This window comes from Mucilaginibacter sp. FW306-07-L (assembly GCF_058782065.1).
Map to the genome: position 1 here is coordinate 349,065 of NZ_JBYSXI010000003.1, position 14,785 is coordinate 363,849.

The following is a 14,785-nucleotide window of genomic DNA, read 5'->3' on the forward strand; positions in this document are numbered from 1 at the left end:
GGAGTAGGCATCAACAACAACACATACAGCCTTCAGGCAAAGCTGTGATAGTTTTTAAAGCTTGGTTTAAAAGTAAAAAGTGTTTCATTATGTGATTGTTGTGTGTTATTTCTGCAATTATAAAAATTATTATTATAATATCTATGGATTTAGTAGATAATAATTAATTCGTTGATTGTAACATATTGTATATCACAATATCTAAACGGATAACCATAACTTGATAATAATGAAGCTGAACCCATTTTCGCGCAAAAAACAAGATCCTGCTAAAAAGAAAAGTGCCGCCCGTGAGTGGCTGGATGCTATCGTATTTGCCCTGTTGGTTTCGACCGTTGTGCGTGGCCTGCTGTTTTCGGCTTATGCCATCCCTTCCGGCTCCATGGAGGGTACGGAGATGACGGGCGATTACCTGTTTGTAAGCAAGCTGAGCTATGGCGCGCGTATGCCGAACACGCCGCTGTCGATCCCATTCCTGGAATCACACGTTACCTCGGCTGATATAAAAACATATTGGGATGCCATTAAGCTCCCTTACTTCCGCCTGCCGGGATTTTCTGAAGTAAAGCGTGGCGATATTGTGGTGTTCAACTATCCGGGCGGCACACCGAAAGACCCGGTTGATATGCGCGTGCATTATATTAAACGTTGTGTTGGTACGCCCGGCGATGTATTAAATATTGTTGATACCAAGGTGATGGTGAACGGCAAGGAATTTAAGAACTCGCCCAAAGCGCAAACTTCATGGCTGGTTAGCACCGATGGCAATGCCATTAATCCTGAATTATTGAAGGACCTGAATGTGGAAGTTCGCGGACAGTTGAGCGCTAACGATTATGTGATGATCATCCCTTCGGATAGTTTTGACCGGTTGAAAGGCTTGTCCAATATCAAATCTATAACTCCGGTTATTGAACCAAAAGGCCAGCAGGATCTGAGTGTTTTTCCGCAAAGCGAACTGTTTAACTGGAATCAGGATAACTACGGCCCTATCACGGTACCCAAACGCGATATGACCATCCCGCTTAATGATTCAACCGTTGCCCTGTACGGCCGTAACATTACCCTGTTTGAGCATAATACTATAAAGAAAGAGAACGGCAGTTATTACATCAACAATAAAAAAGCGGATAGCTATACCTTCAAAATGAATTATTACTGGATGATGGGCGATAACCGCCATAACTCCGAAGATTCGCGCTACTGGGGCTTTGTGCCCGAAGATCATGTGGTGGGCAAGGCTGTACTTACCTTTATGAGTATTGACAGCACAAAGGGCCCGCTTAATAAAATACGCTGGAGCCGTGTGATGCGCACTATTGAATAATATCCTTATTTTAATATAAAATTCAAAAGCCCTTACGATTGATAAGGGCTTTTGTAGTTATTTGTCTTTAAGTTCTATCCAAACCGGGGCATGGTCGCTGGTTTTTTCCCAGCCGCGCACCTGCTTATCAACACCGGCGGCAGCAAGCCTGCCCTCCACCTGCGGACTCAGCAAAAAGTGATCGATCCGCAGCCCGGCATTGCGGCCATACGCATTGCGAAAGTAATCCCAAAAGGTATAGATCACCTCGTCGGGGTATAGCTTGCGCAGTGCATCCGTCCAACCCTGGTCAACCAGTTGCTTAAATGCCGCGCGTGTTTCCGGCCGAAACAGGGCATCTTCTACCCAGCGTTCTGGTTTGTAAACATCCAGTTCGGTAGGCATTACATTATAATCGCCCGTTAATATTACCGGTTTTTTTGAAGCCAGTAGTCCGACAGCGTGCAGCGTAAAACGCTCGAACCATTTTAACTTATAGTCGAACTTAGGCCCCGGTGCCGGGTTTCCGTTGGGCAGGTACAGGCAGCCAATGGTCAGTCCGTTTACCTCGGCCTCAATGTAGCGGCTATGGGTATCTTCCGGGTCGCCGGGCAGTCCGCGGTTAGTTTCCTTAATATCCAGGCCTTTTGCCAGTATAGCTACACCGTTCCAGCTTTTTTGGCCGTGCCATATCGCGTTGTAACCGGCATCGGCAATGGCCTGCTCCGGGAATTTTTCCTGCGGGGCTTTCAGCTCCTGCAGGCATACCACATCCGGCGCGCTTTCGTTAAGCCAGCGCAGCAGCACCGGCAGGCGGCCGTTAACGCCGTTTACATTATAGGTTGCTATCTTCATAGAAGTTTATACAATCGCAAAAGTAATTTAACGCTTATGATGATACATTGGTTTTAGATGTTCATATTTACTAAATGAAGCTATACCTTATCCTTATCTTTCTGCTATTTTGCTCATGCAGCAAAATAGCAGAGATAAAGAAAATTGAATTTTCTACCGGATTCTGTTTTGGTGACTGTCAGCCTGTAACCATAAGTATTGATAATACCTTAAAATATAACTTTTATGGTAATGAAAGCCCATTCCCAAACGCAGAGCCTGATGGTAGGTTACATGGTTACTATACTGGTACATTGACAAAATCGTTATGGGATTCAATCACTAATGAGCTCGAAAAGATTAATTATAAAGAACTTGATACAACATATCAAAATTCAATAGATGATCAAAGCCTGGAAATTTTCATTCATTATGGCAATAAGATAAAACACATAAAAGCGCAGTCTGCCAGCTTGCCGAGAAACGTAGCAAAAGCGTTTTATTTAATTGAAGGCAGCTATAAATATGTAAGCCTAAAAAGGGCTTATACCATTATAAATTTTGAACATACAAAACATTATTAATCTTTCTGTCATCAAAACTGTTACGCTCAAACCAACAGGCTATTACCAACCGATAGCTACATTTGAGTAAACCTATTAAGCATGAGCCACATCAACAAAGAAGATATCAAACAGGAAGTTTTTGACCTGTACGATGATTATGCCCACAACCGGCTGGACAGGCGCGCGTTTATGCAGAAGCTGTCGTTGTACGCCGTTGGTGGTTTAACCGTAACCTCATTAATGAGCTTTTTGATGCCCGATTATAAAGGCAATGTGCAGGTAAAGGCTGACGACCCGAGGCTCAAATCAGAATATATTAATTACCCTTCGCCAAAAGGTGGCGGCAGTATTAAAGGCCTGCTGTCGAAACCGGTTGATGCTAAAAAGAAACTGGGCGGCATTATTGTAGTGCATGAAAATCGCGGACTTAACCCCTATATCGAGGATGTTGCCCGCCGTGCCGCACTGGCTGGTTTTGTATCCTTAGCGCCCGATGCCCTTACCCCGCTGGGCGGCTATCCGGGTAATGACGATGATGGCCGCACCCTGCAAAGCAAGCGCGACAAAGGCGAAATGGAAGAAGATTTTATTGCCGCGTACGAATACCTTAAAAACCATAAGGATTGTAACGGCAAAGTGGGCGTAGTAGGCTTTTGCTTTGGCGGCGGCATTGCCAACATGATGGCCGTACGCATCCCTACCCTGGCAGCAGCGGTACCCTTTTATGGTACTCAGCCGGATGTTGCCGATGTGCCTAAAATACACGCGCCGTTGATGCTGCACTATGCCTCGCTGGATACCCGCATAACCGAAGGCTGGCCCGCTTACGAAGCCGCGCTAAAAGCCAACCACAAAAAATACCAGGCCTTTATTTACGAGAACGTGAACCACGGTTTCCACAACGATACCACCCCGCGTTACGATAAAGCCGCTGCCGAACTGGCCTGGAAACGCACTATTGAATTTTTTACGCAAACGTTATCCTGAGGATTGATCATTCAGCGCCATTCCATAAATTAAGCACATGCTCCAACGCGCCCGGGCTGTGCATGGCTTCGGTTTGTTCAAGGGTCATCCTGGTAACTTCGGCAGCACGCGCAAGCATCTGCTTTTCGTATGCCGCTATGGCTTGCTGTACGTTATGGTGCGCTGAATCAGTTAGCGCTTCCGCAAGTTCAAGGGCATCCAGCATGGCCATGTTCACGCCCTCGCCGGCATAAGGCGGCATACGGTGCGCGGCATCGCCTAATAAGGTAATATCAGCTTGTGTTTGCCAATGCTGATCGGTTGGGTAATGATACATCGGCCTCGGCACTATATACATATCATCAGCAGCAAACAACTCGTGCCATTGCGGGCTCCAATCAGCAAAGCGGGTTTTAAACCAGTTGAAAACGCTGTTTTTATTGTTAAAATCAATACCGCTGGTGGCTAACCAATCTTCCGGCTCATGGGTGCCGGTATAAAAGGACAATGCCCCATCGCCTTTGGCGCTCAGTACAATAGTTTTTGAGCCCGCCAGGGCAAATATTTTACCCCCGTTTACAAGGCTGTTTAATATCGGTGCGTTCTTGGCGGCATTATAAATATTGCCCTCAATAACGGTAATATTTGAGTAAACCGGTTTTATATCACTTACCAAATGCCGTAATGCCGAATTTGCCCCATCGGCAGCTATAATAATATCAGCGTAGGCTGTTTGTCCGTTTTTAAATTGCAGCACCCAGCGGCCATTTAATCTTTGTGCCGATATATATTGGCTGTTCCATACCACTGTTTCTTCTTCCAGGCTGTCGATCAACAGCTCTCGCAACGGCCCGCGGTCTATCTCAGGCCTGAAGTGTTCCTGGCCAAAATCCTCTTCAGGCTTTTCATTATGATCGGTATAACGGGTATTTAAGTCCTCATCTGTAATGATCAATTTATCAGCACCGGGGCGGTAATGTTTTTTAAATTCATCCATCAAACCGGCGTGTTCCAAAGCTTTCAATCCCGACTCAGCATGCAGGTCTAATGTTGCCCCTTGCTGCCGGGCATTTCTATCCGTATCACGTTCGTAAACTCTTACGTAAGCCCCTTTTTGTTGCAGCAATCTGGCCAGCGTTAACCCACCCGGGCCACCGCCAATAATGGCTATATTTTTATTTTTTATGATCATGATGAAATGCTACGCCACCAATTGGCGGGTAACTTCAAAGACGATCAGGCCTGAAAATAATTTTAAATATTGAGCAGGAAAACGACGTTATATAACGCTGTGTTTATACGCTTAAAGCTCCCCTGAACCCGCGGGCAGCGTAATAGGACGATGCGCCGTTATGATACGTAAATACGGTGTTGTAGCGTCGATCACAAAAAATAGCGCCACCCAGTTTGCGTATTTCAGCAGGGGTTTGTACCCAGCTTGATGTTTTCAGGTCAAAGCTGCCCAGTTGTTGCAGTTCTCGGTATTGCGCTTCAGTCAGCACTTCAATACCCATATCCGCGGCCATATCCATGGCGGTATTTTCAGGCTTAAATTCCTTTCGGGCATCTAACGCCTTACCATCATAACACAGTCTGCGGCGGCCCTTTGGGCTTTCATCAGCGCAATCGTAAAAAATATATTCGCCGGTTTTGGCATCAAACCCAACCACATCGGGCTCACCACCGGTAAGTTCCATTTTGTTTAACGACCATAGCTTTGCCGGATTAGCTTCCAGCCTGCCCTGCACATCCGCCCATTTTATGCCTTGGTGGCGGTTATCATGCTTCTCAAAACGGCTTTTTAAAATTTTAAGCAGTTCCGTTTGCTGGTCCGGGGTCAGGTTGTTAGCAGGGTTCATGGTTTAGTGATCTTTTATGGTTTAATACAAATTTACTGATCCACCTTCACCTTTCTGAAACTTTTCACATCATCGCGGCTATTTACACCTAACTGGCCAAAGGTATTATCGCCGGAGCACCAAACAGTATTATCCTTTTTTACAATGAATGTGTGATATTCTATTGCCGATACTTTGGCTACATTATCCGTTATACGTATAAACTTATCCTGGTCAGGCCCTTCAATACCAAAGGTACTAAACGCGTTATAGCCCGAAGCCCACAGTGTATTATCGGTTTTAATTACGATGGAAAAGAAACGCCCGCCTGCAAGTGCCGATACACCATCCATCACCTTAACAAAGCGGCTTTGATTGGTTTTATTGCCGATACCCAATTCGCCGTATTCGTTATGGCCGGTAGCCCACAGGCTGTTGTCTGTTTTTATGATGAGTGAATGAAAATCAAGCGACTTGATAGCTTTTACGCCATCCATTACCTTAACAAACCCTTTTTGATCGCGATTGTGCCCCAGACCGAGTTCGCCATTTATGTTTTGCCCGCAAACCCATAAGGTATTATCCGTTTTCAGCATCAATATATGGCTGCGCCTGGCCGAAATAGCTTTTACGTTAGTAGCAATCCGGGTGTATTTTGTAAATAAGTTCGACTCTTCAGGAAATATATTATAATTATCAAACCCAATAGCCCAAAGTGTATGGTCTGTTTTAATAATAAATCCATTGTCTTCACTAACTTCAACCTGCTCGGCATCGCTTAAAACCTTTTTAAACCTTCCGTTCGATGGGGCATTACCAAAACCTAAGTCGCCGAAAGCGTTAGAGCCGGTAGTCCATACACTGTTATCCTTCCTGATAATCAGCGAACGCGATTCATCAATAGCTATAGCTTTAACCTGGTCAATTACCCGCACAAATTTTAGCCGGCGGTTTTTGTCGCCCGTACCAAGCACTTGTGCATTGTTTTCGCCTACACCCCATAACGCCCCCTTATCATCAATACCCAAAGTATTGCGGTCGGTGGTATAAACATTGGTAAAACGGGCATCAACCCCTGTTTCGGTTCCGGGTTCCGGCTCGGGCGTTGGGTTGTTATCGTCTTTATCATCTTTTTTACATGATGATGCCGCAACTGACAAAACCAGCAGCAGAGCCGATACGGATTTCAGAAATTTAGTGCTTTTTTTAAGTATCGGTAAGTACATGGTACGTGAATAAGATTGCGTTTTCATATTCAACCATTGGCATTGGTATTTGTTTATACAGGTAATAAATTTGATAATGCCTTAAAAGCTTAGTGCGAATAATACATTAAGTAAATCATATTAAGTAGAAGTAGCGAAAATTCACTAAGGAGAAAGATGCTGAACCTCTTTTTAGTAATTTGAGATGATCAGTTGTATTAAATACCGGATCAAACACCTGATCATAAGTTCATCTGCATTTTATTATATTTAGCATCAACACTTATGGAAGTACAAATTCAGTTATGCGATAAAAGAGAAAATATTGTTACAACAATGTTTGTTGAGCAGTTAATTAAAGGCAGATTTCGAATGAAAGAAAAATGATACTTTCAATTGCCAACTCACTAAAGGAACAGTATTCGAGACGAAGTTAAACAGAGACGGTCAACATGAAATTATAAGAATAGTAAAAAATTCTGAATACATTACCCGAAGATTTGTTCTTCCGATCAATTTCAACTCCAGTGAATATCGGATGCTTGGCGATGAGCTTCTAAGCCGTAGCGGATTTTGGCAGGTAGATTTTGGCCGCTACTTAACAATCAATATTCCAAAGGATTTCGAGTTTAATATCGATGCCATAATTCAGGAATTTGATTTGAATTTATCTGAGATCAAATAACGGATGATGTTTGTTTCCAGCCACAGCGTTCGCGGCATGAGCTTGGCAAAATATAAAAAAAGCCGCTCTACTTTCGTAAAGCGGCTTTCTGTAGCCCGTAGGGGAATCGAACCCCTGTTTCTAGAATGAAAATCTAACGTCCTAACCCCTAGACGAACGGGCCATCATGTAAATAGGCAATAGCGAGTAACGCTTATAAATATTAACTATTCATAATCAAATACTTCACTATAGTAGCCCGTAGGGGAATCGAACCCCTGTTTCCAGAATGAAAATCTGGCGTCCTAACCCCTAGACGAACGGGCCATCATGTAAAAAGAACAAATCCCCCTATTTTGGGTCTGCAAAGATATATCTTTCCAAATAATATTAAAACATTATTTGCAACAATTTAAAATTCTTAAATGGCGCAGTTATCAGCAGCTTATAAAAAAACAAAATACAGCCGCTAAGCATTGTATAGTTACCACCATTATGGACAAAAAAAAGATAGACGACGACCACCTTAAATTTATGCGCATGGCCATAAAATGCGCTGATGATAATATACGTACAGGCAAAGGCGGTCCGTTTGGGGCTGTTATAGTTAAAAATGGCGAGGTTGTGGCCTGTACACCCAATTCCGTTACCGCTACTAATGACCCTACCGCCCATGCCGAGGTAAACGCCATCCGCGAAGCGTGTAAAAAACTTAAAACACCCGACCTGGAAGGCTGCGTAATGTATACCAGTTGCGAGCCTTGCCCCATGTGCACCAGCGCCATATACTGGGCACGTATAAACGTGGTATATTACGGCAACACAAAAACCGATGCCGAATGGGCTGGCTTTGGCGATACCTTTGTTTCGCAGGAGTTGAGTAAGCCGCTGGATGAGCGCAGCGTGCTTTTTAAGCGCCTTGGGGCCAGCGATGCCATTCGCAGTTTTGAAGAATGGATCAGCCTGAGCGATGCTGAAAAAAGTGAAGTAAAAAACGGAACTCTTTAGTAAATTTATAACCATGAAAGCTACCTGGAACGACCATGTGATCGCCGAGAGCGATGCCACTATCGTGATTGAAAATAATCATTACTTTCCGCCTGCAAGCGTTAAGCAGGATTACCTGCAAAGCAGCGAAACGCATACCATCTGCCCCTGGAAAGGGCTTGCATCATACTATACCCTTAGCGTTGATGGTAAAGAAAACAAGGATGCGGCGTGGTATTACCCGGAGCCGAAAGATGCGGCCGCCCAAATAAAAGGCTACATCGCTTTTTGGAAAGGGGTTAAGGTAAGCGAATGAGGCAGTATGACGCAATTGTAATTGGTGCCGGGCAAGCAGGCGCGCCCTTAGCTAAAAAACTGGCCAAGGCCGGTAAAAAAACCGCGCTTATTGAAAAACGCTTTGTTGGCGGCACCTGCGTTAACGATGGCTGTACACCAACCAAGGCTATGGTAGCTTCGGCCAAAGCGGCGTACAACGCGCAGCATTCGGCTGAGGTTGGCGTAACGGTGAACAGCTATTCGGTTGATCTGAAGGCGATCAAGGAGCGTAAGGATAAAATTGTGATGAAGTCTCGCACCGGCGGACAAAGCGCCGTGGAAAAAACAGAAGGCTTGGATCTGATATTTGGCGAAGCGGCTTTTACCGCACATAAAACCATCAGCGTAAAGCTGAATGATGGCGGTGAGGAAGAACTTACGGCCGAGCTGTTCTTTATCAATACCGGCGCATCGCCAATGATACCTGATATTGACGGCTTGAAAGATGTGGGATACTTAACCTCAACCACCATACTTGATCTGGAAGAGGTGCCGCAACACCTGCTCATCATCGGCGGTAATTATATCGGGCTGGAGTTCGGGCAAATGTTCAGTCGCTTTGGCAGCAGGGTAACTGTACTTGAACGGTCAGAAAGGCTGCTGCCCCGCGAGGATGAGGATATAGCGCACGAACTGACTAAAATTCTGCAAAAGGAAAACATCAACATATTATGTACTGCCCAGGCCAAAAGCTTTGACAAAACCGGCTACAGCATTACCGCTACTATTGAGCGTGATGGCCAAACAAGTGACATTGATTGCACCCACATACTGGTTGCAGCAGGCCGCAAACCGCAAACCGACGGGCTTGGGCTTGATAAAACCGGCGTTGAGATTGATGATAAAGGCCACATCAAGGTAAATAATAAGCTGGAAACCAATGTGCCCGGCATTTATGCCTTAGGCGATGTAAAACCGGGCCCGGCATTTACGCATATCTCTTATAACGATTATACCATCGTGTACCGCAATCTTTTTGAAGGTGAAAGTTTTACTACGGATGATCGCCCGGTACCCTATTGCATGTTTACCGATCCTCAATTGGGCCGTATTGGCCTGAGTGAAATGGATGCAAAAAAACAAGGCATCAATTACCTGGCCGTTACCCTGCCAATGGCACACGTAGCCCGCGCCATTGAGGTTGGCGATACACGGGGAATGATGAAAGCCATAGTTGACCCGGACAGTAAAAAGATATTGGGCGCTGCCATTTTGGGCGAACAGGGTGGCGAGATCATGACCGTACTGCAAATGGCTATGGAAGGCGGCATTACGTACGACAGGATACGTTATTGTGTATTCGCGCACCCCACTTATTCCGAGTCGTTGAATAACCTTTTCATGACGTTGGAGAAATAACACTGCATGATAAAGGCCGACAACCTGAGCAAACATTTTGGCGCTGTAAAGGCAGTTGATAGCGTATCATTCGAGGTAGCCGAGGGCGAAACCATGGTTTTGCTGGGTACCAGCGGCTGCGGTAAAACCACTACGCTAAAAATGCTTAACCGGCTTATTGAGCCTACAAGCGGTACCATCAGCATAAACGGTAAGGATATTACCGGCCAACCGCCCGAGGAATTGCGGCGCGGTATAGGTTATGTGCTGCAAAACAATGGCCTTTTTCCGCATTATACCGTTGCTCAAAATATAGCTATTGTACCTAACCTGCTCAGGTGGGATAAAGCCAAAACCCAAAAGCGCACCATTGAGCTGCTGGAAAAGCTGCACTTATCGGCACAATACCTTAATGTTTACCCGAACGAATTGAGCGGCGGGCAACAGCAGCGGGTGGGCCTGGCACGTGCCCTGGTTGCTGATGCCCCGGTTTTGCTGATGGATGAGCCATTTGGCGCGCTGGATAACGTTACCCGTACCAAGATACACGCCGAGTTTAAGGCACTTGATGAGCTAAAGCGCAAAACCATAATTATGGTTACCCATGATGTACAGGAAGCCTTTACTCTGGGCGACCGGGTGATTATTATGGATAGAGGCCGCATAGTACAGCAGGGCACGCCACAGCAACTGCTTTTTAACCCCGCCAATAGTTTTGTGAGCGATTTTTTGAAAGAGCAGCATTTGCAACTGGAGCTGCGCACCATTAAACTGGTTAATCTTTGGGATGCACTGATGGATACCGGGCGCAAAACGCATACCGACCTGCTATCCGCAGATGAAAACATGTGGACAGCCTTGGAAGGTTTTAAATTCACACAGCACGATAATATCAACATCATCAACCAGCATACACGCGAGATAAAGAGCGTGGGCTTTGAAGCCTTGATGAATGCCTACTATCAATATAAAAAACAACCGCTCCATCATGAATGAACAGCAACAATCGCTGCTGGATTTCATGCGCCAGCAATCAGATAAATTACTATCGCAAACGCTTGAGCATATCGGCTTAACCTTTATCTCACTTTTGATAGCCGTAATTATTGGCTTGCCTTTAGGCATTTTTATCGCCCGTAAAAAACAGTTGTCGGGCAGTGTTCTGGGTATTGCCGGTGTGTTGCAAACCATACCAAGCATCGCCTTATTAGGCTTCATGATCCCGGTATTGGGCATCGGGCCAAAACCCGCCATTGTGGCCCTGCTGCTGTATGCGCTACTACCTATTATCCGCAATACCTATACCGGCATAACCGGTGTTGATGCTTCGGTAAAGGAAGCCGCCATTGCTATGGGTATGAGCAGGTGGCAGGTATTAAAGCAGGTTGAACTACCACTGGCCATGCCGGTTATACTGGCTGGGATACGTACTGCTACGGTAATTAATGTGGGCGTGGCTACGCTGGCCTCTTACATTGCGGCGGGCGGTTTGGGTGAGTTCATTTTTGGTGGTATATCGCTTAATAATACCAACATGATTTTAGCAGGGGCTATTCCGGCTGCTTTATTGGCCATTTTATTTGACTTCCTGTTATCGCGGGTACAAAAGCTGAATTTCAGGAAGGTAAGAACGGGCGCTTATGCCCTGCCGGTAGTTACACTGCTGCTGGCTTCTTTTTACTTTATTCCATCTGCTTATGGCGGAAAGCTGACCGCTGGTTTCACACCCGAGTTTATGGGCAGGCAGGATGGCAACATCGGGCTACGCGAAAAGTATGGGTTGAAGATCCACACCATCGTTATAAATGATGCCGTAATGTATAAGGCCGCTTACGAGCAGGAGCTGGATGTGATCAGCGGCTACTCTACCGACGGGCGGCTCAAGGCCTACAACCTGTTGGTGCTGGATGATGACAAACACATTTTCCCCCCTTACTACGCCGCGCCTATTGTGAGCCGGGCCGCGCTGACCAAATTTCCGGAGCTGGAAAAAACGCTTAACCTGCTGGCCGGTACCATAACCGATTCCATTATGACGGAACTGAACTACCGTACCGATTACCTGCACCAAACACCGGAAAGGGTGGCAAAGGATTTTTTAGAATCGAAGCATTTGTATAAGCCGGCTCGTAATGGCCAGGCAGGCATTATCCGCATCGGCTCAAAAATATTTGGCGAACAATATATTTTAGCCAATATGTACGCCATGCTGATAAAAGGTTATACTGATTACGATGTATCCACCAAAACAGGCCTCGGCGGTACTAAAATATGTTTTGACGCGCTTACCAATAACCAGATAGATTTTTATCCCGAATATACCGGTACCGGGTTGTTAGCCATTTTACAGGCACCGGCCGAAACCGTAAATAAAATTATTGGCGATAAAGAGCGCACCTATGATTTTGTAAAGGCCGAATTTAATAAGCGTTATGGCATAAAATGGCTTACCCCTATAGGTTTTAACAATGCCTACGCTTTAATGATGCGCCAAAAACAAGCGCGGGAGTTAAATGTTAAAACCATATCTGAGCTGAAGAACCACCTTGACAGCAATAAATAATGAATTTAGCACAACTTTACCAACAGGTGCGGCAACACACCGAACATATTTGCAGTCCGCTACAAACCGAGGACTATGTTGTTCAGCCAATTGAGGATGTTAGTCCGCCTAAATGGCACCTGGGTCATACTACCTGGTTTTTTGAAACCTTTATATTGAAGCCTTACGTATCGGCATATAAAGAGTACAACAGCGAATACAACTACGTTTTTAACAGCTATTACGAGAGCGTAGGCAACAGGGTGATCCGTACGGACAGGGGCAACCTGAGCCGCCCTACGGTGATCGATATTTACAGCTACCGCAAATATGTTGACGAGGCCATGTATCATTTTTTATGTGGTGAACTGTCGGCAGAGGTGCAGGAACTGGTAATATTGGGCTTTAACCATGAGGAGCAGCACCAGGAGCTATTGTATACTGATATAAAATATATTTTAGGCCATAACCCATTGTTCCCGGCTTACTCGCACGAATATAAGGTGCCGCACATTGAACCTGTGCAGAGTGACTTTATCCGGATGGATGAAGGTATATACGAAATAGGTTTTGAAGGTGAAGGCTTTTGCTTTGATAATGAGCTAAACCGGCATAAGGTTTACCTGAATGCTTATCAGATCAGCCCGAACCTGGTTACCAATGCCGAATACCTGGAGTTTTTAAACAGTGGCGGCTATCACGATTTCAGGCACTGGCATGCCGAGGCCTGGGCATGGGTAAATACTCATAAAATTGAAGCCCCCCTGTATTGGTACCAGATTGACGGGCAATGGCATCATTATACCTACCACGGACTGGAGCCATTGGATATGCACGGTCCGGTTACCCACATCAGTTATTTTGAGGCCTATGCTTATGCCGCCTGGAAAGGCATGCGCCTGCCCACTGAATTTGAGTGGGAAGCAGCCGCTGCAAAATTCAACTGGGGCCAGCGTTGGGAGTGGACAGAAAGCGCGTACCTGCCCTATCCCGGTTTTTCAAAAGCGCCGGGGGCCATTGGCGAGTATAACGGCAAATTTATGGTGAACCAAAAAGTACTGCGTGGCGCATCCGAGGTTACGCCGCCGGGGCATAGCAGGGCTACCTACCGCAACTTTTTTCAAACACATTTACGCTGGCAATTCACCGGTATACGCCTTGCCATGTAATCCTTTATCCAACACCAACCAATTATGATACTTACACCTACCGCACCTGAAAAAAAATCCGAAAGCCAATGCAGCCAATTTATGCACGATGTGCTTGAGGGCCTGGGCGCGCAGCCAAAGCACCTGCAATCAAAATATTTTTATGATGAGCGCGGCGACAAGCTGTTTCAGGATATAATGAATTGCCCGGAATACTACCTTACCGGCCTGGAGATGGAAATATTTAGCCAACAAACCGAACTGCTGGCCAACACCATACGCAAGGGCGGCGAACCGTTTGACCTGATCGAACTTGGGGCGGGTGATGCAACTAAATCTATCCACCTGCTGCGCAAGCTGGTGGAGCAGGGTACCGATTTTGAGTATATGCCCATTGATATATCCGGCCATGTGATCAGCGAGTTAGAGATAAACCTGCCTATAAGCGTACCCGGCCTTAAACTTACCGGGTTAGAAGGTGAATATTTCCAAATGCTGGAAAAAGCATCGGCTATATCAGGCAGGCGTAAGGTGGTGATGTTCTTAGGATCGAATATTGGCAATATGCCGGTTCAAGATGCTAAAAGCTTCCTGACTGAAATACGCGGCCACCTGAATGAGGGCGATATGATGCTGATGGGGGTCGACCTGAAGAAAAACCCCAACATTATCCATGCCGCGTATGATGATAAAGGGGGCATCACCAAAGCATTTAACCTTAACCTGCTTACCCGCATCAACCGCGAGCTGTGTGCTGATTTTGAGGTGGAGCAGTTTGACCATTATTGCAGTTACGACCCGGAAACAGGGGCTTGTAAAAGCTACCTCATCAGCCTGAATGAACAGGTAGTGAACCTGCACGGCAAAAGCATCCGCTTTGAAAAAGATGAATACATCTGGATGGAGATCTCACAAAAATACACCGTTGAAGAGGTGGATGAAATGGCTACCCATGCCGGGTTTAAGCCAGCCGAACATATTTTCGATAGTAAACATTGGTTTGTTGATGCTGTACTTATAGCAGGGTAAATGCTATATTAGCCACACATAAATAG

General features: G+C 45.7%; 15 protein-coding genes and 2 tRNA genes. 11 read left to right on the forward strand and 6 right to left on the reverse strand.

Features of this window, described 5'->3' with window-relative positions:
- Positions 1-229: 229 nt before the first annotated feature.
- Positions 230-1,327 carry a signal peptidase I gene (gene lepB, locus AC3WJC_RS16650; protein WP_492400243.1) on the forward strand — a complete coding sequence of 366 codons (1,098 nt, stop codon included), beginning with the start codon at positions 230-232 and terminating at the stop codon, positions 1,325-1,327.
- A gap of 57 nt (positions 1,328-1,384) precedes the next feature.
- Here lepB and xth read toward each other — a convergent pair whose 3' ends face one another.
- A complete protein-coding gene (xth, locus tag AC3WJC_RS16655) occupies positions 1,385-2,161 on the reverse strand; it encodes an exodeoxyribonuclease III (protein WP_492400244.1) in 777 nt (258 codons plus the stop codon).
- Positions 2,162-2,235: 74 nt separating this feature from the next.
- Here xth and AC3WJC_RS16660 point away from each other — a divergent pair, with 74 nt between their 5' ends.
- Together AC3WJC_RS16660 and AC3WJC_RS16665 are read left to right on the forward strand one after the other, a co-directional pair.
- A complete protein-coding gene (locus AC3WJC_RS16660; RefSeq protein WP_492400245.1) occupies positions 2,236-2,724 on the forward strand; it encodes a DUF6438 domain-containing protein in 489 nt (162 codons plus the stop codon).
- 81 nt (positions 2,725-2,805) lie between these two features.
- Positions 2,806-3,693, forward strand: a complete 888-nt coding sequence (locus AC3WJC_RS16665) for a dienelactone hydrolase family protein (protein ID WP_492400246.1) — start codon at positions 2,806-2,808, stop codon at positions 3,691-3,693.
- A gap of 7 nt (positions 3,694-3,700) precedes the next feature.
- Here AC3WJC_RS16665 and AC3WJC_RS16670 read toward each other — a convergent pair whose 3' ends face one another.
- The 3 genes from AC3WJC_RS16670 to AC3WJC_RS16680 all read right to left on the reverse strand — a co-directional run bounded on the left by AC3WJC_RS16670 (position 3,701) and on the right by AC3WJC_RS16680 (position 6,763).
- Positions 3,701-4,864, reverse strand: a complete 1,164-nt coding sequence (locus tag AC3WJC_RS16670) for an FAD-dependent oxidoreductase (protein ID WP_492400247.1) — start codon at positions 4,862-4,864, stop codon at positions 3,701-3,703.
- A 103-nt stretch (positions 4,865-4,967) separates the two neighbouring features.
- The gene (locus tag AC3WJC_RS16675) at positions 4,968-5,531 is read right to left on the reverse strand and encodes a DUF4256 domain-containing protein (protein ID WP_492400248.1); all 564 of its coding nucleotides are present in this window, start codon (positions 5,529-5,531) and stop codon (positions 4,968-4,970) included.
- 32 nt (positions 5,532-5,563) lie between these two features.
- The gene (locus tag AC3WJC_RS16680; protein ID WP_492400249.1) at positions 5,564-6,763 is read right to left on the reverse strand and encodes an RCC1 domain-containing protein; all 1,200 of its coding nucleotides are present in this window, start codon (positions 6,761-6,763) and stop codon (positions 5,564-5,566) included.
- Positions 6,764-7,253: 490 nt separating this feature from the next.
- Between AC3WJC_RS16680 and AC3WJC_RS16685 the strand changes: the two genes are divergently transcribed.
- On the forward strand, positions 7,254-7,400 hold the full coding sequence (locus AC3WJC_RS16685) for a hypothetical protein (protein WP_492400250.1): 147 nt from the start codon (positions 7,254-7,256) through the stop codon (positions 7,398-7,400).
- A gap of 91 nt (positions 7,401-7,491) precedes the next feature.
- Here the strand turns inward: AC3WJC_RS16685 and AC3WJC_RS16690 are convergent.
- Positions 7,492-7,563: transfer RNA gene (locus tag AC3WJC_RS16690), tRNA-Glu, on the reverse strand.
- Between the two features lie 71 nt (positions 7,564-7,634).
- Positions 7,635-7,706: transfer RNA gene (locus tag AC3WJC_RS16695), tRNA-Glu, on the reverse strand.
- Between the two features lie 168 nt (positions 7,707-7,874).
- Here AC3WJC_RS16695 and AC3WJC_RS16700 point away from each other — a divergent pair.
- The 7 genes from AC3WJC_RS16700 to AC3WJC_RS16730 are packed head-to-tail and all read left to right on the forward strand — an operon-like array spanning position 7,875 to position 14,759.
- Positions 7,875-8,387: a nucleoside deaminase gene (locus AC3WJC_RS16700; protein ID WP_492400251.1), complete on the forward strand. Its 513-nt coding sequence runs from the start codon at positions 7,875-7,877 to the stop codon at positions 8,385-8,387.
- 13 nt (positions 8,388-8,400) lie between these two features.
- On the forward strand, positions 8,401-8,682 hold the full coding sequence (locus tag AC3WJC_RS16705; protein ID WP_492400252.1) for a DUF427 domain-containing protein: 282 nt from the start codon (positions 8,401-8,403) through the stop codon (positions 8,680-8,682).
- A complete protein-coding gene (locus AC3WJC_RS16710) occupies positions 8,679-10,061 on the forward strand; it encodes a mercuric reductase (RefSeq protein WP_492400253.1) in 1,383 nt (460 codons plus the stop codon). Before AC3WJC_RS16705 ends, AC3WJC_RS16710 begins: the two co-directional genes overlap by 4 nt.
- A 6-nt stretch (positions 10,062-10,067) precedes the next feature.
- On the forward strand, positions 10,068-11,036 hold the full coding sequence (locus AC3WJC_RS16715; RefSeq protein ID WP_492400254.1) for an ABC transporter ATP-binding protein: 969 nt from the start codon (positions 10,068-10,070) through the stop codon (positions 11,034-11,036).
- Entirely contained in the window at positions 11,029-12,603 is a 1,575-nt protein-coding gene (locus AC3WJC_RS16720; RefSeq protein ID WP_492400255.1) for an ABC transporter permease/substrate-binding protein, read from the forward strand. The genes AC3WJC_RS16715 and AC3WJC_RS16720 overlap by 8 nt, the downstream gene beginning before the upstream one ends.
- Positions 12,603-13,751 carry an ergothioneine biosynthesis protein EgtB gene (egtB, locus tag AC3WJC_RS16725; RefSeq protein WP_492400256.1) on the forward strand — a complete coding sequence of 383 codons (1,149 nt, stop codon included), beginning with the start codon at positions 12,603-12,605 and terminating at the stop codon, positions 13,749-13,751. Before AC3WJC_RS16720 ends, egtB begins: the two co-directional genes overlap by 1 nt.
- A gap of 24 nt (positions 13,752-13,775) precedes the next feature.
- Entirely contained in the window at positions 13,776-14,759 is a 984-nt protein-coding gene (locus AC3WJC_RS16730) for an L-histidine N(alpha)-methyltransferase (protein ID WP_492400257.1), read from the forward strand.
- Positions 14,760-14,785 lie beyond the last annotated feature (26 nt).